Origin of the sequence: Spirosoma sp. 209, from assembly GCF_002006735.1 — a bacterium.
Lineage (GTDB): Bacteria > Bacteroidota > Bacteroidia > Cytophagales > Spirosomataceae > Spirosoma > Spirosoma sordidisoli.
On sequence record NZ_MVEC01000009.1, the window covers coordinates 354425 to 376734 of the forward strand.

Here is a 22310-nt window from a genome sequence, read left to right on the forward strand (position 1 = left end):
GGATAGAGAGGCCGAAAGTACGGGCTTTGTGTCCGTAAATTTTCGTTGAATCTCGCTAACTTTCGCTACGCTAACGCCCTTATCACCATGGCTACCTTAAAACTTACCATCAATAATCAACCCCACACGCTCGACGTGGACCCCGATATGCCGCTGCTCTGGGCCATCCGCGATGTAGTTGGCCTGACCGGCACCAAATTCGGTTGTGGCATTGCCCAGTGCGGTGCCTGTACGGTTCACCTCAACGGCACCCCTACCCGCTCGTGCAGCGTTCCGGTATCGGCCGTGGCGGGACAGAAGATAACCACCATCGAAGGCATCGCCAAAAACGGCGACCACCCCGTTCAGAAAGCCTGGGTAGCTCATCAGGTACCCCAGTGCGGCTACTGCCAGTCGGGCCAGATCATGAGTGCGGTGGCGCTGCTCAAACAGAATCCCAAACCCACCGACGAAGACATCGACGCGGCCATGCAGGGCAATATCTGCCGCTGTGGCACCTATACCCGCATTCGGGCCGCCATTCATACCGCATCGGCCGACCTGAGCAGTGCGCCCAAGTCCCTGAAGTCAACGCCTAAACTCGGTAAGCGATGAGCCAGAAAACTACCCAACCCACCCTCGACCGTCGGCATTTCCTGAAAGCGGCCAGCCTCACCGGTGCGGCTTTTGCCCTGGGTCTGTCGTCTACCGAAGCGGCCGTTCAGAACCTGAGTACCGTACCGGGCGCAGCACCGGCCCCCTCATTTGGGCTGACACCTTACATCCAGATCGAGCCGTCGGGCCGAATCACGCTGCTGAACCCCGTACCCGAAATCGGTCAGGGCACCTACCAGTCGCTGCCAGCGCTGATGGCCGAAGAGCTGGGCGTTTCGCTCGACCAGGTTACGATCCGGCAAACCAACGGCGACCCCCAGTACGGCCCGCAAACGGCGGGCGGCAGCTACTCGGTGCGGGGTCAGTACAAAGCCCTGCGGCAGGTAGGCGCGTCGGCCCGCGAGATGCTCCGGCAGGCCGCCAGCCAGCAATGGAACGTTCCCGTTGGCGAGTGCGAAGCCGACCGGGCCATAGTGACCCATAAACCGACCGGCCGTAAACTCACCTATGGTCAGCTGGCCGAAACAGCCGCTAAACTGCCCGTGCCGAAAGAGCCGACGCTGAAAGACCCCTCTACCTTCAGGATGCTGGGCAAACCGATGCCCCGGCCCGACATACCGCTCAAGGTAACCGGCAAAGCCCAGTTCGGGATCGACGCCAGCGTGAAGGGCATGGTCTACGCGTCGGTTGAGCGATGCCCGGTCATTGGCGGCAGGCTGATCAGCTACGATGCCAGCCAGGCTACCCGGCAAAAAGGCGTGCAGAACGTTGTTCGGGTAGAGCGGGTGCTGAACAAGAACCGCTACGAGGGCGTGGCCGTCATAGCCGACTCGTACTGGGCCGCCCTGAAGGGCCGGAAGGCGCTCCGGGTGCAGTGGGATACCAAAGAACTCGATCAGTTCAACTCCGTCGATTACGAAAAAAAACTGCGCGATCTGGCTCAGGCAGACGGCATCACGGGCCATAACGTAGGCGACTTCGACAAAACCTTTGCCGAAGCCCCCACCAAACTCGAAGCCTTCTACGAGACGCCCATCGTCAGCCACTCGACCATGGAGCCTATGAACGCACTGGCCCACTGGCAACCCCAGGATAAGGTAGAAGTCTGGGTATCGGCCCAGGGGCCCGATCTGGTCAAGGATGAACTGGCGCGGGTGCTGAACCTACCCAAAGAGAATATTACGGTCCATGTGCTGTTCAACGGCGGAGGCTTTGGCCGGCGGCTGACGCAGGATTACGCCACCGAAGCGGCTCTGCTCTCCAAAGCCACCGGCAAACCCGTAAAGCTGGTCTGGACCCGCGAAGACGACACCACCCAGGGGCCCTTCCGCCCCATGACGTTCTCGGCCCTGCGCGCGGGCCTCTCGGCCGACGGGAAAGCCATAGCCCTGCAGCATAAGGTCATTTCGCCGTCCATCGACGCCACGATGGACGCGAAGTACGACAAGACCAAGCCCGACGGCACCATGCTCGAAGGCACCGGCGATCAGAAATACGAAATTCCGAACCTGAACACCCGCTACGTACATGCCGACATTCAGATTCCGCTGACCTACTGGCGGTCGGTGACGAGTTCGACGCTGGCGTTTTCGCACGAGTGTTTCCTCGACGAGATGGCCCACAAAGCGGGTCAGGACCCCATGGCGTACCGGCTGTCGATGCTCACCAAAGACTCCGACACCAAACGCGTGCTGACCAAACTCCGCGAGGTATCGGGCTGGGACAAACCCCTGCCGGCGGGCTGGGGCCGGGGCGTAGCGCAGTGGGAGTTCTTTGCCGGGCTGGCCGGGCAGGTCGTTGAAGTCTCGAAACGGACCGATGGCTCGGTAAAGGTCGAGAAAGTATACTGTGTCATCGATCTGGGTACGGTTGTCAACCCCGACGCCGTGAAAGCGCAGATCGAAGGCTCGGTAGCGATGGCGCTCACGGCGGCTACCAAAGACGGCATTACCTTTGCCCACGGCCAGGCCGTACAAACCAACTTCGACACCAACCGCATGCTGCGGATCAACGAGATGCCCACCGTTGAGGTACACATCCTCGCCGACGGTGGCCCAACCATCAAAGGGGTTGGCGAGCCGGGCCTGCCCCCGCTGGCACCGGCCCTGGCCAACGCGGTCTTTGCCGCTACCGGCAAGCGGATTCGGCGGCTCCCGTTCGATCTGGCCGCGGTCTAGCTACTGGTATATTCGTTCGCGTTCGCCGGTGGCAACGGGCTGCTGAGCCAGTTCCCAGAACACCTCCGCAATCCGAACCGGGTCGAAGTGGGTGCCGGGCTGTACCGCACCGTTTACGGTTAGGGTTGCCACCCGAATCGGACGCTGGGCCAGCTCGTCGGCCAGGCCCAGCGTCAGGTTACGCAGGCCTGCCTTACCCACCGACAGCGCCGTCGACGCGGCCGTTGGGTTGAAAGCCGAACCGCCCCCCGTGGTCAGGATCGTGCCCCCGCCCCGGCGCTCCATCTGCGGCACAAGGGCCTGCACCGCTACAACCAGGCCACCGAAGCAGATTCGCTGGCTGTGCATGAACGACTCCGGCTCGTAGGTGGTTGGCGTACCAGACAGGAACTCCGACGCGTTGTAGAGAAGCAGGTCAGCGTCGCCCTGGGTTTGCTGAATGCGGGTCAGGGTAGCGGCCAGGGCGTCGAAGTCGGCAATGTCGGCGGTATAGCCCTGCGCGCTGATGCCCGCAGCCGCCAGCCCGGCTACGTAGCTGTCCAGGGCTTCCTGCCGCCGGGCAATCAGGGCAAATGAATAGCCCTCGCGGCCAAAGCGGTTGGCTACGGCCAGCGCAATACCGGGTCCGGCACCAACGATTACGCAAAGTTTAACAGGCATATCAGTCTGGAGTTTACGGTTGATTGATCTGTTTTTAATGGTCAGGTAATATAGTACCCATCCATCGTTATCATAAACACCACCGTCCGTTTGCGGTTGTTTATGATACAAATTCAAGGCATTTATGAAAGAGATAACCCGCATTGTCGACGTCTTCAACCAGATCAACTTTTCGGAGCGCAAAGCCGCGCTGGCGACGGTGGTGTGGGTCGAAGGATCCTCGTACCGCCGGCCGGGGGCCCGTATGCTCATTACCGACGACGGACGCTGGGAAGGAGCCATTAGCGGGGGCTGCCTGGAAGGCGACGCTCTCCGCAAAGCCCGGCAGGTGATGATAGATCGGCAACCGATGGTGGTTACCTACGATACGATGGACGACGGCGCCAACAGCTTCGGCGTTGGTCTGGGCTGCAACGGCATCATCGACGTTCTGATCGAACCCATCGACCCGGCCGATCCGAACCACCCGGTAGCGGTGCTGCATGAGTTTGTTCAGAAACGCGACGTACGGGCGCTGGCTACCGTACTCAGCAGCGAAACGCCGGATCTGGCACCCGGCGCCCGCTTTGTGCTGACCGCGCAGGAAAATACGGCTCCCGACTGGCTGGTCGACGATATGCAGGAGGTACTCGCCGTCGGCAAACCCCTGACCCGGGCGGCCGAAACAGGATCGGGCGCCGTTCAGGTGTTTATCGAACGCATCGACCCCGGCATCGAGCTGGTCATTTTCGGCGCGGGCTACGACGTGGTGCCCGTAGCCCGGCTGGCCCGCGATCTGGGCTGGGCCGTTACCGTCACCGACGATTGCGTGGCCCATCTGGCGCCCAAACGCTTTCCGGTGGCGACCTGCGTACTCTACGCCGACCGCGCAGCCGTGCTCGACCAGCTGACGATCACCAACCGTACCGCAGCCGTGCTGATGTCGCATAACTTCAACTACGACAAAGCCGTATTGCAGGCCCTGCTGGCTACCGATGTGCCGTATATCGGGATGCTCGGCCCGCGCAAACGCTTCGAGAAGATGCAGGCCGAGTTCGAAAAAGATGGGTTGATTTTCGACGACGACGGGCTGGAGCGGGTTCACGCGCCCATTGGCCTCGACATCGGCGCCGAAACGCCCGACGAGATCGCCCTGTCGATCATTGCCGAAGTACGGGCCTTCTTTACGAAACGATCGGGCGGCTTTCTGAAAGACAAAAGCGGGCCTATTCACGAGCGCCAGTCGGGCAACGCCAATCCGGTTACCACCCGCTAATGATAGTCGCCACGCTGCTGCTGGCCGCGGGTAGTTCGAGCCGGCTGGGTCAGCCCAAACAGTTAGTACAGTACGAAGGCCAGTCGCTGGTTCGGCGTATGGCCACGATGGCCCTATCCGTACCTACGGCGCCGGTCGTTGTGGTGATCGGTGCCAACGCGGACCTGGTCCGGGCTGAGCTGACAGACGTTCCGGTCCAGACCGTCGTCAATGCCGCCTGGACCGAAGGAATGGGGTCTTCGTTGCGGACGGGCCTGACCGCCCTCGCCGACCAGCCGATCGACGCCTTCCTGGTCATGCTGACTGATCAGCCATACGTTACGCCCGACCTGCTGCGGCAACTCATCAGCACTCACCAGGAAACCGGCAAAGGCATCGTGGCCTGCCAGTACGGCGAAGCCGATCACCTGGGCGTACCGGCCCTGTTCGACAGGCACTACCTGCCTGTTTTTCAGCAGCTCACCGGCGATGCTGGCGCCCGAAAACTGATCCGCCAGCACACCGACGACTGCGCCATCGTCTCCTTTCCCCTGGGCGCCATCGACCTCGACACCCCCCAGGACCTGGCCGCCTGGCAATGCCCCCCGTAGAGACGCGACCCCTCGCGTCTCATACACGTCAGCCATGAACCAGCTCGCCCGCAATCCTAACAGTCAGTAAGTCAACCCAATTGCTGACGCGCAGGAGACGCGAGGGGTCGCGTCTCTACATATCTTGTATCTTTGCACCACTATGGCTCGACTGCTGGCAATTGATTACGGACAGAAACGCACCGGTATTGCCGTGACGGACCCGCTGCAACTGATTGCGTCGGCGCTCGAAACGGTACCGTCGCACGAGATGATCAAGTACCTCAAAGCCTATGTACAGCGGGAGCCGGTAGAAGCATTTATCGTTGGATTGCCTAAGCGGCTCGACGGCACGGATTCGGAGAACGCGGCCCGGGTGCGGAAGTTCGTGGGGCATTTGCAGAACGCTTTGCCCGACATTCCGGTTTATTGGCATGATGAGCGCTTTACGTCCCAGATGGCGCTACAGGCCATGATTGCGGGCGGAAGCAGCAAAAAAGATCGACGCGAGAAAGGAAACATCGACAAAGTCAGTGCGGCCATCATTCTCCAGTCGTATATGGAAAGTAAAAAAGAAGGATAAGCCGTGAAAGGTGGCCCGCGAATGACTCAACACAGCCTCGTTCAACGACCCTCATTCATCGTTTATCGTTCATCATTAACTATATGATCCTCCCTATCGTTGCCTATGGCGATCCGGTACTCCGGAAGCGGGCGAAAGACATTGAACCCGGCTCAATCGACGTGAAAGCGTTGAGCGAGAATATGTTTGAAACCATGTATGCAGCTTCGGGCGTTGGCCTGGCCGCACCGCAGATCGGCCAGAGTGTCCGGATGTTTGTGGCCGATGGCCAGGTGCTGAACGAAGACGAAAAAGAAGAAGATATCGACCAGAGCGTTGTCGGCTTCAAGAAGGTGTTCATCAACCCCGAAATCATTGAAGAAGCGGGCGAAGACTGGGGGTTTGAAGAAGGTTGCCTGAGTATTCCCGGTATTCGGGGCGAGGTGATACGGCCCGAAATTATCGTTATCCGCTACTTCGACACCGACTGGAACGAGCACGAAGAAGAATACGACGGGATGGCCGCCCGTATCATCCAGCACGAGTACGACCACCTCGAAGGCAAGCTCTTTACCGATTATCTGCCCAGCCTGCGCCGTCAGCTCATCCGGAAAAAACTGGCCGACATCACTAGGGGCAAAACCGACGCCGAGTACAAGATGAAATTTCCGAAATAAAGAAGCGGGAGGACCTGAAAAGAACCCATTCAGCTTCTCCCGGTTTTTTTCCTGCCTCCGTATGCATCTCACCCTCCTTCAGCCCGACTTATACTGGCAGGACCCGGTAGCCAACCGCGCTATGCTGGAGGAACGGATCATGACCCTGCCCGAACCGACAGACCTGATCGTGCTGCCCGAGATGTTCACGACCGGGTTTACCATGGACGCGGCCGCCGTAGCGGAACCCATGAACCTGACCACGTTTCGCTGGCTGAAGCAGATGGCCGCTCAAACGGGGGCCGTCGTCACCGGCAGTTACGTCGTACGCGAGGGGTCGGCTTTCTACAACCGGCTGGTCTGGATGCAGCCCGACGGCCAGTTCGACACCTACGATAAACGTCACCTGTTCCGGATGGCGGGCGAAGACGGCATCTACACCGCCGGCAACCGCCGACTGGTCAAAACCTGGAAAGGATGGCGCATCTGTCCGCTCATCTGCTACGACCTCCGCTTCCCGGTCTGGAGCCGCAACACCCCCGCCCCGTCGCCGACTGGTAATCCGGCCGCCTTTGACTACGATCTGCTGCTGTACGTAGCCAACTGGCCAGCCGCCCGGCGTCATGCCTGGAACACCCTCCTGCAGGCCCGCGCCATCGAAAACCTCAGCTACGTTGTTGGCGTCAACCGCGTCGGCACCGATGGAAACGGGCATCCCTATACTGGCGACTCAGCCATCATCGACCCCAGGGGCGATGTGCTGTTCCGGCAGTCGGATACCGAAGGGCTACACCAGCAGACGATCTCGCTCGACGAACTGCGTGAGTTCCGGGAGCGCTTTCCCGCCCATCTGGATGCCGACTTCTTTGAGATTCGGTAGCCGAGCCGCTGCTTTTTCGTTTTGGATCTGCGGAAAGTTGTAGCTATCTCCGGGCTCATCTCAACCGGCAACGTGGGCGGAGCAGGAAGCAGACGCCCCCTAATATACCGACATTACCCTACCGGCTACTTATCGATCAAGAACAGACCGTACAGAAGACTCTGCTACATTTGACTTGCGTAACGTTGTCGAAACACCCAACTTGCCAACCTTTCTTACTGACTTATTTCTTTGCCTGTATGACACAATTCACCGAACAAGACCAGGAGCAGATTCGGGCGCAGGGCGTCTCGCTCGAGCAGATCGACCAACAGATACAGCATTTTGTTCAGGGTTTTCCGTACCTCAATGTAATCAAAGCCGCCACCATTGGCGATGGTATTATCCGCGTTCCCGACGAGCAGATAACGACCTATATTCACCAGTTCGACCAGGCCGCCCAGGATAAGGATCTGGTTAAGTTTGTGCCGGCTTCGGGCGCGGCCACCCGCATGTTCAAGTCGCTCTTTGCTGCCCTCGATGGCAAATCCGACAAATCGGCCGATGAGGTGTTTGCCCGTCTGCCCGATTTTGCGTTTTACGATGACCTGAAAGCGGCACTGGCCAAAAACGGCGTCGACCTCGACGAGACCGTGACCGAAGGCAGGTGGGACACGGCTACCCGGCAAACCGTGCTCCATTTTCTGCTCATGGCCGATGGCCTGGACTACGGCAGCCTACCCAAAGGACTGCTCAAGTTTCACCAGTATCCCGACGGAGCCCGCACGCCCGTTGAAGAGCACCTGGTCGAAGGAGCCGCCTACGCCAACTCAAACGGTACCGTCCGGATTCATTTTACCGTATCGCCCGAGCACCGCTCCCGGTTCGAGGAGCTGATCAGCCAGGAAAAAGCCGACTACGAAGCCTGGCTGGGCGTTACGTTCGATATTAGCTTCTCCGAGCAGAAGAAAGCAACCGACACCATATCGGTAGATACCGACAACAGCCCGTTCCGAAACCCGGATGGGTCGCTGCTGTTCCGCCCGGCGGGCCACGGCGCGCTGATCGAGAACCTGAACGACATCGACGCCGACGTTGTGTTCATCAAGAACATTGATAACGTAGTGCCCGACGAGATCAAGGAAACGACTGTTACCTATAAGAAAGTGCTGGCCGCGGTTCTGCTCGACGCGCAGCAGCGGGTGGCCCGGCTACAAAGTCTGCTGGAAGGCGCCGACGCATCCGACGTCAGCGACGGTTACCTGGCCGAGGCCGACGAGCTATTTCGCCGGACGCTGTTCACACTCCCGCCCGATGGCTTCGAGAGTCTCGCCAAAGCCGAAAAAGTCGACTACTTCCGGCAGAAACTGAACCGGCCCATTCGCGTGTGTGGCATGGTGCAGAACGTCGGCGAACCGGGGGGTGGCCCCTTCTGGGCCCGCAATGCAGACGGGTCAGTATCGCTGCAGGTCGTTGAGTCGGCCCAGATCGACCTGACCAACCCGCAGCAGAAAGAGATCTTCGATACGGCTACCCACTTCAACCCGGTCGATCTGGTTTGTGGATTGAAAGATCACCACGGCCGCAAGTTCGACCTACCCGCCTTCCGCGATCCGCTGACCGGCTTCATTACGGCCAAGTCGAAAGATGGCAAGGACCTGAAAGCGCAGGAGCTGCCGGGCCTCTGGAACGGTGCCATGGCCGACTGGAACACCATTTTTGTGGAGGTGCCGCTGATCACGTTCAACCCGGTCAAAACCGTCAACGATCTGCTCCGCAAAGAGCACCAGCCGGCCGACGAATAAGTTTTATCAGCCCTAAATCAGTAAGGCGACCCCGGGAATGGAGTCGCCTTACTGATTTATGAGGTACGATCCTTCAGCTAAGCCGACATACGGCCAACCGAGGTCTCTTCTATATCGGCAGCTTTCGAGCCAATCGAAATTTCTTTGGTCACCAGCGATTCCGGATTCTGGAACGTCAGCAGGGTTGTGTTTTCGTAAACGCCCAGGTTCGCATCCCGAACACGCTCCATAATCGGTTTCAGGGCGCAGGTCACCTCGTCCGTACAGTCGTCGCACTTCACGTAGAAGTTGAACGATACGCAGGGCGTTGGTGCAATAGGGCCGTCGATGACCCGAAGTACCTGAGCCAGATTAACCCGACCCGGATCGACCCGCAACAGATAGCCCCCTCCTTTTCCCTTTTGACTTTGCAGAATGCCATGATTCCGCAACTCCAGCAGGATAGCCTCTAAGAATTTTTTGGGGATACTTTCTTTCGCTGAGATGTAGGAAATAAGCACAGGTCCTTTCCCGTACTCTTCTGTCAAAACCTTTAGAGCTTTGATGGCATACTTGGCTTTCTTAGAGATCATCGTTACGGTGACTAAGAGGGTTGTGTAAACTTATTGGGTAAAATTACTTATCCGATGTGGGTTCGTTGAAAAATTAATTGGCCAACTAAACGGTTGTCGACCCGTCGCAAAGTTGAGTATTTTTTACACAAATCCAGCTACACTCCTTCCGCCACACACACCTTTTCGACACCACCTCCCCCTGGGTTTATAGCCAAACGTATTCTTATTGCCTAAAAGTTCATCGACTTAATTGGGTATTTGACGTGACTCTGTCAGATAAGTAACGGGCAAGTTTTTTTTTAATGCACTGACACGCCTTTATTTTTCCTCATTTCGCGCTCAATCACTTGTTTATACTGGTGAAAATCAACCTGTAACGTGTGTCTGGCCGATTGCGTGTACCTACGTTGGTTTCGCCTGGCCTCTTCATCGATAGCTTGTACCATCACCTGTCGATCTGGTAGTCTGCAAAATCTCTGTATTAACCGGGAAATCCAAATTGCCTGTATTTCTGCCAGCGGCATAATGGCGCCAAGGGGCTGGAGCAGGCCCAGAAAATACAGGCCCGGATAGTCGGGATGAATTACACGCCGGTACAATTGCAGATCATTGCTGTCTTCGACGTTGAAAAAATCCTGCCCGAAAAAGGGGAACGATACTCGGTAGCCGGTAGCAAAAATCACTAGGTCGAACGACTCGCGGCTACCATCGTCAAACACGACATCGTGGTCGTCGAAAAGCTGTATATTGGGCTTGAACCGGATCAGCCCGCGGCCGGCCAGATTCAGCAAATCCTGCGAAATGGTCGGGTGTTCACTGAGCATGGGCCGGTTGGGCCTGGGAACACCGTAGCTTTCCTGCCGCCCCCGCGCCAGCCAGAGCGACACGCCAAGCAGCCTCCGCTGGATAGACAACGGTAATCGGCTCGTGAGCGGATTGGCCAGTGAATCGAACGGCAGGCCCATCAGCCAGTTGGGAATAATGTAGGCGCCACTACGCGTCGAGATCGTCACCCCATGGTCGCCATACTGCCGGGCGGCCTCGCAGGCGATATCAACGGCCGAGTTGCCGATGCCGACGATCAGCAGCTTCTTCCCCCAAATCTGCTCCGGAACCTTGTAATCATGCGAGTGCATGGTTTCGCCGGCAAACGTACCCGGAAAAGGCGGGTCCGGATAGCGCGGGTTCCAGTGATGGCCGTTGGCCACCACCACGTGGCTGTAGGTTTGCGTCCGGCCCGTATCGGTCGTAACCATATAACGGCCGTCTGGGGTGCGGCTAACGTCGGTTACGGCGGTTCTGAAGGTGATTTTGTCCCGGAAGCCAAAGTGATCGACATAGCTATCGAAGTAGCGGATGATCTGGCTATGGTGCGGAAACATAGGGTACTCGGCCGGCATGGGATAGTCGGCGTAGGCCATTACGTTCCGGTTGGTGTTTATATGCAGCGACCGATAAGCCGACGACAGGCCGTTATCGTTATTATAGCGCCAGTTGCCGCCCACGCCCGATCCTTTCTCGAAACAGTCGAAGGGGATACCAGCCTGGTGACATGTTTTGGCGGCTACGATACCCGACGATCCCGCTCCGATGATACAGACGGCAGCTGTTGCCTGTTCATTCATCCCATTTTGCACTATACGTATATATTTTTATACCGATCTTAGCTAACGAAGGTAACGAAATTTATGAAAATATGCTTACTGACCGGCTGTGCCAGCGGTATAGGCCGCCACCTGACGGGTGTCCTGCTGCGCGAAGGCTACAGCGTTGCCGCTACCGACGTAGCCATCAGCCAGCTTCACCAGGCCGCCCGAACCGACCACTGGCCAGCCGATCGAACGCTGCTGCTGCCGCTCAACGTGCGGTCCGAAACCGACTGGCAGTACGTTATCCGCCAAACGCTCGACCGCTGGCAACGCATCGACATCGGCCTGAACATAGCGGGGGTAATCCGGCCAGGCTACGTGGCAACCATAACCCAGGAAGATATCGACTTTATGGTCGACGTCAACCTGAAAGGCGTCATGCTGGGTACGCGTTACCTGGCCGAGCTGATGATTCGGCAACAAACGGGCCATATCATCAATATAGCTTCGCTGGCGGGGCTGGCCCCCGTACCGGGCCTGGGCATTTATTCGGCTACGAAGTTTGCAGTTCGGGCCTTTTCGCTGGCAGCCGCGGGCGAACTGCGGCCGCAGGGCGTGGCGGTCTCAGTCATCTGTCCCGACCTGGTCGATACGGACATGCTGACCCAGCAGCTCGGCCGGCCCGAAGCCGCCCTGTCTTTCTCAGGAAGCCGGGTACTGACCGTACAGGATGTGGAACGGGCCGTACTGCAGAAGGCGATCGCGCGCAGGCAGCTCGAGATCATGATCCCCAACAGCCGGGGCTGGCTCGGCAAAATCGGTAATCTGTTTCCGAAACTGGGCCTGGCGCTAACCAACCGCCTGATCAGAAAAGGACTGGCCCGGCAACAGCAGCTGCGGTAACGGGCAAGAAAAAAGCCGGTGCAAAGCCCCGGCCCTTTCGTGCGACACCAATATAAAATTAAGTAAGCTCGGTTACTGAATGACCGATTCTAGCGGTCATAGTTAGTATTCTGCGGATCGAAGTTGGTCCAGGTAGCCAGCCAGTTGTCGGTTCCGTTGAACGCACCCCGGTACGGAGCGGCCGTAAAGAACGAATCGGCCAGTTTGCCACCCGTTGCGGCATTGGCCCCTACCAGCAGCGCCGAACCCGACGGCGGCAGGAAGTTAGGCGTGGTCAGGTTAAACGACTGGGCGTTGAGCAGCGCAGCCACGTCAGACGACGCAACGATCGTGTTCTTTTTAGCCGTCGTGTTGAAGAATGTCGTGGCCTGATCGTTGGTGATGGCCGCAGCGCCCCGAACCGGCGTCAACGCATTGGCAATGGTAACGCCCTGCAGGTCGAGCGCCCCCGAGTTTACGTTAGCCAGCGTACCCGTAGCCGTACCGTCCAGACGAAGCCCTTCCGGCCAGCCCGCAAATACTGAGTTGTAGATGCTGATGGCCGTATTCCGGCGCAGGTGCATGGCCGACTGGTACGCACCGCTACCACCCGACGTTGGGTTGGTATTGGGCGCGCTCTGGAACGCAAACGAGCTTACGTTGGCGAAGACGGGCTGCGTCAGTGGCAAACCGTTGTTAGGCGCTGCCGGACCCTGAGCGGCTGTATTTTCGCCCGGGTTGAAATTGTCCGACTCGAAGCTGTTCGAACCCGACTGGTCGGCCGCGTTCGGATCGCGCAGCGAAAGCGCAAACTGTACTTTACCAATGAAACCGAAGTCGGTATCGAAGTCATCGTCAAAACCCCGGTATGCGACCAGGTACTTTGCATTGGCCGTACCGCCGAACCACTCGAACGAGTCGTCACCGCTGTACGAAACCTGGATGTGATCGAGGGTGGTACCCGAACCGACGCCGTACAGAGTCAGGCCGTTGATTTCGCTGTTCGACGTGGTTGTCAGGGCAATACCAGGGAATTCGATCCGGACGTACTGGAGCGTGCCGGAGTTGTCGGTCGGCTCGTTAAACGTACCGAAGGTTCCTTCGATACCGCCTTCAAAGGTAGTAGCGCTGGGCCGGTTGGTAGGCGCTTTACCGATCAGGACGATACCGCCCCAGTCGCCGTACTTCCGCTGACCAGGAGCCGCATTCGAGGTAAAGACAATGGGCTGCGACGCGGTACCTCTGGCTTCGATCCGGGCACCCGGCTGAATAACCAGCGTACCACCCCGGCTCTGGCCCGACGGGTCGGTAGCGGGGCCGCCCCCTTTGATGATCGTTCCGGGCTGAATGGTGAGCGTAGCGCCGGACCGGACGTAAACGAATCCACGAATCAGGTAGACGTTGGAGGCCGTCCAGGTCGTATTGGCTGTGATGCTGGTGGCTACTTCAACAACTGGTTTGTTAGCCAGCGAAAACTGACCGCTGAACTGGGCCGTCTGGCCGTTGGCCGCTACCGAAATGGGGTTACCTGGGTTAGCCGGAACGGTAACGACCAGTTGCGTGGGCGTTGCCGACACAACCTGGGCAGGTACGGTTCCGAAAGTTACACTGTTGCTGGCTGGCGTCGTGTTGAAATTCGTTCCTGTAATAACAATCGTCGAACCAACGGGGGCCGAGGTTGGGCTGATGCTGGTAATGCTGGTTACCGGAGCCGGCGTTTCATCATTCGTACAGGCAGACACAGCGACAAACACGCCCGCTATCAGAAGCAGCAAATACTGCCAGCGTTTCATAAACTTCATAACTAACACAGATTTGGTTTACGTTTATTGGGATATTGTCTTAAGGCACTATCGTGCGCCGACCGAAGGTGTATACCCCCGTTAGCGTGACGTACTGACCCCGGCGGAATACGCGCACGTTCTGGTCGGCGGTGGCGTTCAGCGAGCTTACGTCCTTACCGATTTTGCCGTCGTCGTTATAGTCCTGGGCGAAGCGGAACGGTGCGTTCAGGATATCCTGTATACCCAGCCGAACCTCATACTGCTTCTTGAATGTCTTTGAAATATTCAGGTCAACTACGTTCCGGGCCATCTCGAAAACGGTTGGTTGGTTCTGGTTACCCACCGCAAAAATTCGGGGACCGGCTACGTTGTAGAGCACGTTGGCCTGCCAGCCCGACACCGGATCGGCATAGTAAGCACCGGCGTTGATCAGGTAGGGCGACTGGTTGGCCAGTGGCCGCTCGGCCGACTGAATGTTGGTCAGGTCATACGGTCCGATCCGGCCACTGAGATCGGGCCCGATAACGGTCTGCCCCAGGTCGATGCGGCTGTTGATGAACGAGGCATTACCAACCAGTTGCAGGTTCTGCAGGAAAACGCTCGATGCGTTGGCAAAGCTTTTTCTGACTTCGATCTCTACGCCGTAGTTGCGGGCCGACCGGGCGTTGATAAAGGTGTAGCCCAGGCCGTTGGCGGTTGGCAGCAGGAATGTTTCGATGGGGTTGCTGAACTGCTTCACGAAGCCCGTTACCGAAATCACCTCATTGGGCGTTGGATAGAACTCGTACTTGGCGTCGATATTCTGGATCGTAGCGGTCGTCAGCGACGGGTTACCCCGAACGTCGGCCAGGAGGTTGAAGTCGAAGTAGGTGAACGGAGCCAGCTCGCGCAGCTCAGGCCGGTTTACGGTAGCCGAGTACGCCAGTCGCAGGTTTTGCCGGTCGTTCAGTTTGTAGATGGCGTTGAGCGAAGGCAGCGGGCTAAAGATGCTCCGGTCTACCAGGTCCGTCCGTACCAGGTTGATATCCGACCGCAGGGTCTGGTTGTTGAACTCGCCCCGGAATCCCAGCGTCAGGTTCAGCCGTGAGCCCAGGTTTACGTCGCCCTGCACGTAGGCCGCGCCGTAGGTGTTGATACCCTCGTAGGAGTCGAGATCCTTGGTACCGTCGAGCAGCGACAGCCCGCCCGGCTGACCCGTTACGTTCCGGTCGTCGAAAATGGTGTTGATCGGCTGGCTGGTAATCTCCTGCGACACATTGCTCACCCGCTCATAGCCGTAGAAACGGGCCGAGTACGTCCGGTTGCGCTGCTCGCCGTAAATACCGGCTTTGATGCGGTTAGGCTCCCGATCCGTTGGGTTGCCGAAGGTATGCTCGTAGTTGCCAATCAGCGATACGACGTTCTCGTTCAGGGTCGAGAAGAACCGGCCGTTGTCGATGGGGTTGGGCTGGTTCGGAATTACGGCCGCAAAAGGCTGACCGCTGTCGCTTTGCCGCTGAAAACGCGCCCGTTTCCAGTCCGGCTCCCACCGGCCCGAGTAGCTGTAGGCACCGATCCAGTTAAATTTAGACAGCTCGCTCAGCGAATGCTCGCCCGATACCTGGGTGCTGACGATACTACGGTTTTCAAAACGCTCCGAGAACGCCTGTACGTCGACACCGTCGATAACGCGCTGGCCCATCCGGTTGAGGGTTTCGGTCGAGCTGAGCAGGTTGAACAGGGTTTTCCACTCCAGCGTGAAGCGGGGGTTGAAACGGAACGTCCAGTTGTGAAGTACCCCCAGTCGGGTTTGCCGCTGGTAGTTGGCATCGTCGTACCGCTCAAACACGTCGTTTGCCGTGGCCCCGTTCTGGTAGATACTGAGGTCGATGTCGGCGTACTGGTTGGTCAGGCTGTAGTTGATGCTGGTCAGGTTACTAACGCGGGTGTTGCCCAGGTCGAACCGGCGTCCCATATTGATTGCCAGTCGAACATCGGGCGCAATCGACACCTGGCGCAGGCCCCACGAGTTGGGCAGCAGCCGGGCGTAACCGGCCCGCTGGGCGGCATTCAGGGCGTTGAAGTCATTGGCCCGCGCCGGGAAACTGGTTGGAATCTGCTGGTCTTTGTTCCAGAGCCCCAGCACGCTCAAACCACCCCGGTCGTGGGTCTGTGCCGTCCGGAAGGTCGTACCGGGCCGGTAGCCGATAGTAAAGCCTACGTCGGTGAAGTTCTGGTCGGGCCGGCGCTTGGTGTATATCTTGATGACGCCACCGGCAAAATCGCCGGGGAGTTCGGCCGCACCCGATTTGTAGACGATCATCCGGTCGAGGATGTTGCTGGGTACGATATCGAACGAGAACGAGCGCGACTCAACTTCGGTCGAGGGCGTAATCACATCGTTGATCAGTACGGAGTTGTAGCGCGTTCCCAGGCCCCGGATCAGCACGAAGCGGTTGTCGACAATGCTGATGCCCGGCACCCGCCGGATGGCAGCAGCCGCGTCGCGATCCTGCGATTTCTGGATCTGCTGGGCCGAAATACCGACGGCCAGTGGCTTGAGCTGCTTGATTTCGGTGATAACGGCTACTTCGGTGTTGGTAGCGCGGTTGGCCCGAACAACCACTTCCTGCAGCGATTTGCCTTCTTCGTCAAGTTCCGTATCGATGGCGGTGGTGTTCCCCGACTCGACCCGAACGTTCGGAATTTCTTTGGTCTTGTACGAAACGTAGGAGATAACGACTTTCTGGGTACCGGCAGGCACGTTGGCCAGCGTAAACTTTCCGTCAATGTCGGTGGTGGCGCCGATCTGGGTTCCGTCGATGCGGACCGTACAACCGATGAGTGCTTCTTTGGTTTTGGCGTCTTTGACCAGTCCCTGCACGGAGCCGGTCTGCGCCAGACAGACCGTTGACAGGAACGTCAGTAAGAGTGATAATACAGTTGGTTTCATATTTCTTGTTTGGAGTCGCATTTGCGCTGCAAAGCTACCCGCCCAATATTACGCCAACGTTACGCCATTGTTACGCTTGAATTATGTTTAGATACAGTCGTAAATTGTTGATTATCAAATAATTGCAATTAAAATCCTATTGAATAGGTATTGTTCGGCAAATATGTACATAAACCAATACTTATTCGGTCTTCGTGCCAAAAAACCACCGTTTATTCGGCAATTCCGTTCGCCTTTATTATTGGACTAATCGGGTCGTGATTCCAGAATCCGTTGACAATAGTATACTCGATGCGGTTACCACGCCGGAGCAGGAAGGTCGGAATCTGGCCCAGCTGCAACGGCCGGGCCGGTAATTTGCCGTCAACGAGCAGGTGAACCAGCTGCGTTGGCAAGGTGTCTTTTTTTGCCTGCCGCACCCGAAACGCCGTAATTCCTTCTTTGTATAGCGCGGCCAGATCGAGCTTTCGGAGGCTGGCAGGCGTATCTAGGGTATCGCTATAAAGCCGCGCGGGGGTCAGGGTCAGCCCGGTAGCGTCGATCTCTTCCAGCCCGCCGAAGGTCGAGAGGTCGCCGATGTCTTCAATTTTGCTTTTGTAGCCAAAGGCTCGGGCCGAGTCGAGATTCTCTTCGTACCGGTTTATACCCACATCGACGGTAACACTACGGCCTTCGCGCACCAGAGTGACGTTGCGGATCAGCAGATCGAACAGCGCCCGTCCGTTTTCCGGAATGGCCTGGTAGTCTTCAGTCCGCTCCTGTCTGTACGACCCGTCGGCAATGGCTTTGAGCGCCGTCAGGATAGAGACGAAGTTGAGCCGCCGGATCGCCATTTTCTCAGAATCGCCCAGGTAGCCGCCCGACTCGATCAGAATCAGGGTTGTACCCCATTTCTGAATGTTATCGCCGAAGGCCCGCGGCTCGAACTCATCGTCGTACCGAGCCACCTGCCCCGGCACGAACTGCTGCAACACCCGGTTCATCCCCACAATGAGCTGCATCGACCGCTGCCGAACGTCGTTTACGTTCCGGTCTTCGTCGTAGGCCGTTGCCAGAAACGACACCACCGCCTGCTTACCGGTCTTGCCTACGCTGTACCGCGGGTTCTGGTCGTGCAGGTTGAAGCCTACCAGCGGCCGGAGCGTCTGCTGCAGGTTTTTGAGCAGGGCGCCTTCGGGCGTTTGCAGCCGGAGCGCATCGCGGTTCATGTCGATGTCGGTCGCCGTACGGCGCTGAAACCGTTGGGCGCCGTCGGGGTTGAGCATGGGGACTGCGTGGATAGTAATCTGGCTCAGGATAGCCTGCCGCAGTTCATCGAAACCGTCGTTTTTCGCGCTCAGGAAGTTGAAGATGTCGAACAGGGCCATGGTCGCCGTCGCTTCGTCGCCGTGCATCTGGCTCCAGAGCAGCACGTTCGTTGATCCGGTACCGGCCTTAACCAGGTTGATGCTGCGTTTTTCGAGCGACTCACCCACCTGGCTAACCGACAGGGGCGTTTTGAGCGCGTTCAGCAGCGGCACTATGTCGCGATGCTTGAACCGCCGGTGGGTAAACGTCTTTTCTTTATACGTATCGTGCGCATCGTGGAGCCGACGCGCCATATCCTGTGCCTGGATGGATGAACTCATTGATAGGGCAAGTGAAATAATAGCCAGTAGCGTCTGTTTCATGGTGATGCCGGGTTCGTAGTGGCTGCAAGATACGCCGTCAAAGCCGCTGCCCCAGCGACAGCCCACCCGCCGATGCCAGCAGACACAGGCTCACGTTCAGGCCAATATTCAGCAGGGCGGCTCCGGTGCGGCCGTTTTGCAGCAGCAGCAGGGTATCGTTGCTGAAGCTCGAAAAGGTGCTGAGCCCTCCGCAGAACCCCACGCCGATCAGCAGGCGGGTTTCTTCAGCCGTGGTGCGGCCCATGGCCCAGCCGGTCACGAGGCCCAGCACCAGACTCGCCAGTACATTCACGGCCAGAATAGCCAGCGGAAACGGCGAAGGGGTCAGCGTGGCCGGTATGATGCGCCCGGTCAGGTACCGCAGCAAACTGCCGGCCCCTCCTCCCACGAAAACCAGCATCCAGACTTTCATGGGCGCAAATGTAGGAAAAAGGCCAACGTAGACCGTTGTATGGCCTCTGGCGATTGGTTTTTCATTATCATTGTACAGTAAGCTATACGCTCCTGACCCACCGCAGACGGTGTTGATTAGCCCATAACCAATCGAACTAACCGTCAAAAAAAGCACGTACATGGCCCAAAACCAGCTCAAGAAACTTCTCGGCGTCGGCTTCGGCATAGCCGTTACCATTGGCGGTACCATCGGCACCGGTATTCTGCGCAAGCCCGGTCCCATTGCCGAAGCCGTTGGCAGTCCATTGCTGATTATCGCCGTCTGGCTGATCGTAGGGCTGTATGCGCTGGTGGGGTCGCTGTCGGTCATCGAGCTGGGCACCATGGTTCCGAAAGCCGGGGGCTGGTACGTATACGCCCGGCGGGCCTTCGGCAACTACGTGGGGTTTGTGATCGGCATCAGTGCCTGGCTGGGCAGCGTGTCGGCCATGGCTTTCGGAGCCGCCGTCATGAGCGAATACCTGGCGCTGCTGATCCCAACGCTGGCCAACTACCAGAAAGCCGTGGCCATTGGTGTGCTGGTCGCGTTTGTGGGGTTTCACTGGCTGGGCGTTCGGTCGGCCAGCCGCGCCCAGGAGGTCATGAGCCTGCTCAAAGCCGTGGGGCTGCTGGCGTTCGTGATTCTGTGCTTCGCCGTTACGCCCCAGACGCCGGTCGTTGTCTCGACCGAGTCGGTCCGGACGGTTGCTCAGGGAGGTGTCTGGCTGGGGGTACTTTCGGCGCTGCAATCGGTTTTTTACACCTACGATGGCTGGCATACAGCGGCCTACTTTACCGAAGAAGACGTAAACCCGAGCCGCAACCTGCCCCGCTCGATGGTAAGCGGGGTGCTGCTGATTATCGGCATCTATATTCTGGTCAATGTGGCCCTGCTGTACGTGCTGCCCGTATCGACCCTGGCGGGGTCCAAGCTCGCAGCGGCCGATGCAGTACAGGTGCTGCTGGGGCCAGGCAGCGCGCAGGTCGTCACGTTCCTGCTCATGATTTCCATCCTGGGTATTATCAACGCGCAGATGATGTTTAACCCGCGGGTTATTTTCGCTATGGGTCGCGACGGGTTGTTTTTTCCCTTCGTCACGTACGTAAACAGCGGAGGTACACCGGCCTACGCGGTGGTGGTCACGGCGCTGACGTCGGTAGCCATGATCCTGACCAACACGTATAATCAGCTCTCCGATATTGCGACTTTCTTCTTCGTGCTTTGTTACGCGTCGTGTTTTGCGGCCCTGATCCGGCTGCGGCATACGGAACCCGACCTGGCGCGCCCGGTGCGGGCCTGGGGTTACCCGTTCTCAACCTGGTCGCTGCTGATTGCGTCGCTGGCTTTTCTGGCGGGCGTTGTCATCGGCGACTTTTCGAGCAGCCTCTACGCCGTTGGCTTCATTATCGTGAGCTACCCTATTTACCGACTCGTGATCCGGTCGTAAATTCGTAGTCTGTACGTCACTGTCAAAAACGGTCCTTATCCTTTTTCCGCATGAACCGCCCAACTGCCCAGCCCCCGATTCCCAAGGGTAAAAAATTCGATGCTATCGTTGTCGGCTCCGGCATCAGCGGTGGCTGGTCGGCCAAAGAACTGTGCGAAAAAGGGCTGAACGTGCTTCTGCTCGAACGGGGCCGCATGATCGAACACGTTTCCGACTACCATACCGCCACCAAAGCGCCCTGGGAGTTTCCGCACCGCAACCAGCAGATGCCGCCCGAGCTGCTGGCCAAGTACCCGGTTCAGAACCGGACGGGCTTTACCATTACCGAGGCTACGCACCATCATTTTGTCAACGACCTGGAAAACCCTTACGTCGAAGAAAAACCGTTCGACTGGATTCGGGGCTATCACGTAGGCGGCAAGTCGCTGATGTGGGGGCGGTACTCGTTTCGGTTCTCCGACCTCGATTTTGAAGCCAACGCCAAAGAAGGCATCGCGACCGACTGGCCCATTCGCTACAAAGACATTGCCCCCTGGTACGATTACGTCGAGAAATTTGCCGGTATTGCCGGCTCCCGCGATGGGCTGCCCCACCTGCCCGACGGCCAGTTTCAGCCGCCCCTGCCCGACAACTGTCTCGAAGCCCACCTGCGGCAGAGCGTCAACGCCCAGTTTCCCGACCGCAAGGTGATTTCGGCGCGGGCGGCCCACCTGACCGCCCCTACGGCCCAACAGATGGCGCTGGGCCGGGCCAAATGTCAGTTTCGTAATCTCTGCATGCGCGGCTGTCCGTACGGGGCGTATTTCAGCACCCAGTCGGCCACGCTGCCAGCCGCCCGGCGGACCAACCGCCTGACGGTACGGCCCCATTCCATTGTTAACTCCATCATCTACGACGAACGTAAGGGCCGCGCCACGGGCGTGCGGGTCATCGACGAGCAAACCCACGAATGGCTCGAGTTTTCGGCCAGTATCATTTTCCTGAACGCATCGGCGCTGGGCTCGACCTATATCCTGATGAACTCCCGCTCGAACCGGTTTCCAACGGGTATGGACGAAAGCGGTCAGCTGGGCCGTAATCTGATGGACCACCATTTTCACGTGGGCGCCACCGCCGACTACGACCGCGATCTCGATAAATACTACTACGGCCGCCACCCCGCCGGGCTGTACATTCCGCGCTTCCGGAACCTGGGCACCGACCGGCAACCGTTCCGGCGCGGCTACGGGTTTGAAGTCTATACCAACCGCGAAAACTGGGAGCATGCTTATCGGGAAGAGGGGTTCGGTGCCGACTTCAAAACCAAAGCCACCCAGTTTGGCAGCTGGAAAGTAACCCTCGATGCGTTTGGCGAATGTCTGCCCTACGAAGACAACCGGGTGTACCTGACGAGCGAACAAACCGACAAATGGGGCCAGCCCGTTCTGAAGATGGACGTTCATTACCGCGAAAACGAAACCCTGATGCGCCGGGATGCGCAGGAGCAGGCGGTACTGATGCTGGAAAAAGCCGGTTTCTCAAACATCAGCGGCTTCGACAGCCAGGCGCATCCGGGGCTGAGCATTCACGAGATGGGAACCGCCCGAATGGGCACCAGCCCCAAAAATTCGGTTTTTAACCGGTTCAACCAGCATCACCTCGTCAACAACGTGTTCTGCACCGACGGCGCCTGCATGACCTCATCGCCCTGCCAGAATCCATCCCTGACCTACATGGCCCTCTCCGCGCGGGCCGCCGACTATGCCGTCAAAGCCCTGAAACGGGGCGACATCCCCCGTTAGAATCACAGACGTCCAAAATCAACCCCGGCCCGTCAGGGCCCATACAGCGCAGCGTCGAGCAGGTAACAGACATTCAGATCACCCCGGCCCGTTAGGGCCAT

Annotated in this window: 18 protein-coding genes; 11 read left to right on the top strand and 7 right to left on the bottom strand. The window is 58.3% G+C overall.

Annotated elements, in window-relative coordinates; translation table 11 throughout:
- Window positions 1–87: 87 nt before the first annotated feature.
- Both B1C80_RS16805 and B1C80_RS16810 read left to right on the top strand, forming a co-directional pair.
- Complete coding sequence (locus tag B1C80_RS16805) at window positions 88–594, top strand: (2Fe-2S)-binding protein (protein WP_077922342.1); 507 nt, start codon at window positions 88–90, stop codon at window positions 592–594.
- Window positions 591–2771, top strand: a complete 2181-nt coding sequence (locus tag B1C80_RS16810; RefSeq protein ID WP_077922343.1) for a molybdopterin cofactor-binding domain-containing protein — start codon at window positions 591–593, stop codon at window positions 2769–2771. Before B1C80_RS16805 ends, B1C80_RS16810 begins: the two co-directional genes overlap by 4 nt.
- Here the strand turns inward: B1C80_RS16810 and B1C80_RS16815 are convergent, their stop codons facing one another.
- Complete coding sequence (locus B1C80_RS16815; RefSeq protein WP_161492778.1) at window positions 2772–3431, bottom strand: SDR family NAD(P)-dependent oxidoreductase; 660 nt, start codon at window positions 3429–3431, stop codon at window positions 2772–2774. It lies immediately after the preceding gene.
- 124 nt (window positions 3432–3555) lie between these two features.
- On the opposite strand from B1C80_RS16815, the gene B1C80_RS16820 reads away from it, so the two are divergent.
- From B1C80_RS16820 to B1C80_RS16845, 6 genes are all read left to right on the top strand, one after another.
- Window positions 3556–4686: an XdhC family protein gene (locus tag B1C80_RS16820; protein ID WP_077922345.1), complete on the top strand. Its 1131-nt coding sequence runs from the start codon at window positions 3556–3558 to the stop codon at window positions 4684–4686.
- The gene (locus B1C80_RS16825; protein ID WP_077922346.1) at window positions 4686–5276 is read left to right on the top strand and encodes an NTP transferase domain-containing protein; all 591 of its coding nucleotides are present in this window, start codon (window positions 4686–4688) and stop codon (window positions 5274–5276) included. The genes B1C80_RS16820 and B1C80_RS16825 overlap by 1 nt, the downstream gene beginning before the upstream one ends.
- 142 nt (window positions 5277–5418) lie before the next feature.
- Entirely contained in the window at window positions 5419–5838 is a 420-nt protein-coding gene (ruvX, locus tag B1C80_RS16830) for a Holliday junction resolvase RuvX (protein WP_077922347.1), read from the top strand.
- An 83-nt stretch (window positions 5839–5921) separates the two neighbouring features.
- Entirely contained in the window at window positions 5922–6494 is a 573-nt protein-coding gene (gene def / locus B1C80_RS16835) for a peptide deformylase (protein WP_077922348.1), read from the top strand.
- A gap of 61 nt (window positions 6495–6555) precedes the next feature.
- Window positions 6556–7353, top strand: coding sequence for an amidohydrolase (locus B1C80_RS16840; protein WP_077922349.1), 798 nt, complete (start codon window positions 6556–6558; stop codon window positions 7351–7353).
- Between the two features lie 239 nt (window positions 7354–7592).
- The gene (locus tag B1C80_RS16845; protein WP_077922350.1) at window positions 7593–9137 is read left to right on the top strand and encodes a DUF4301 family protein; all 1545 of its coding nucleotides are present in this window, start codon (window positions 7593–7595) and stop codon (window positions 9135–9137) included.
- A gap of 77 nt (window positions 9138–9214) precedes the next feature.
- On the opposite strand, the gene B1C80_RS16850 is transcribed toward B1C80_RS16845, so the two are convergent.
- Together B1C80_RS16850 and B1C80_RS16855 are read right to left on the bottom strand one after the other, a co-directional pair.
- The gene (locus B1C80_RS16850) at window positions 9215–9709 is read right to left on the bottom strand and encodes an Rrf2 family transcriptional regulator (RefSeq protein ID WP_077922351.1); all 495 of its coding nucleotides are present in this window, start codon (window positions 9707–9709) and stop codon (window positions 9215–9217) included.
- Between the two features lie 281 nt (window positions 9710–9990).
- Complete coding sequence (locus B1C80_RS16855) at window positions 9991–11316, bottom strand: NAD(P)/FAD-dependent oxidoreductase (protein WP_077922352.1); 1326 nt, start codon at window positions 11314–11316, stop codon at window positions 9991–9993.
- 63 nt (window positions 11317–11379) lie between these two features.
- Between B1C80_RS16855 and B1C80_RS16860 the strand changes: the two genes are divergently transcribed.
- Entirely contained in the window at window positions 11380–12183 is an 804-nt protein-coding gene (locus B1C80_RS16860; protein WP_077922353.1) for an SDR family oxidoreductase, read from the top strand.
- Between the two features lie 89 nt (window positions 12184–12272).
- Here the strand turns inward: B1C80_RS16860 and B1C80_RS16865 are convergent, their stop codons facing one another.
- The 4 genes from B1C80_RS16865 to crcB form a co-directional block, all read right to left on the bottom strand.
- A complete protein-coding gene (locus tag B1C80_RS16865) occupies window positions 12273–13964 on the bottom strand; it encodes an IPT/TIG domain-containing protein (protein WP_077922354.1) in 1692 nt (563 codons plus the stop codon).
- A 40-nt stretch (window positions 13965–14004) separates the two neighbouring features.
- Window positions 14005–16878: a TonB-dependent receptor gene (locus B1C80_RS16870; RefSeq protein WP_077922355.1), complete on the bottom strand. Its 2874-nt coding sequence runs from the start codon at window positions 16876–16878 to the stop codon at window positions 14005–14007.
- Window positions 16879–17090: 212 nt separating this feature from the next.
- Window positions 17091–18548 (bottom strand): M14 family zinc carboxypeptidase, encoded by a 1458-nt coding sequence (locus B1C80_RS16875; RefSeq protein ID WP_236648813.1) that lies wholly within the window; start codon window positions 18546–18548, stop codon window positions 17091–17093.
- A 37-nt stretch (window positions 18549–18585) separates the two neighbouring features.
- A complete protein-coding gene (gene crcB, locus B1C80_RS16880) occupies window positions 18586–18960 on the bottom strand; it encodes a fluoride efflux transporter CrcB (RefSeq protein WP_077922357.1) in 375 nt (124 codons plus the stop codon).
- 160 nt (window positions 18961–19120) lie between these two features.
- On the opposite strand from crcB, the gene B1C80_RS16885 reads away from it, so the two are divergent.
- Window positions 19121–20428, top strand: a complete 1308-nt coding sequence (locus tag B1C80_RS16885) for an APC family permease (RefSeq protein WP_077922358.1) — start codon at window positions 19121–19123, stop codon at window positions 20426–20428.
- Window positions 20429–20478: 50 nt separating this feature from the next.
- A complete protein-coding gene (locus tag B1C80_RS16890) occupies window positions 20479–22209 on the top strand; it encodes a GMC oxidoreductase (RefSeq protein WP_077922359.1) in 1731 nt (576 codons plus the stop codon).
- The last annotated feature ends 101 nt before the right edge of the window (window positions 22210–22310 follow it).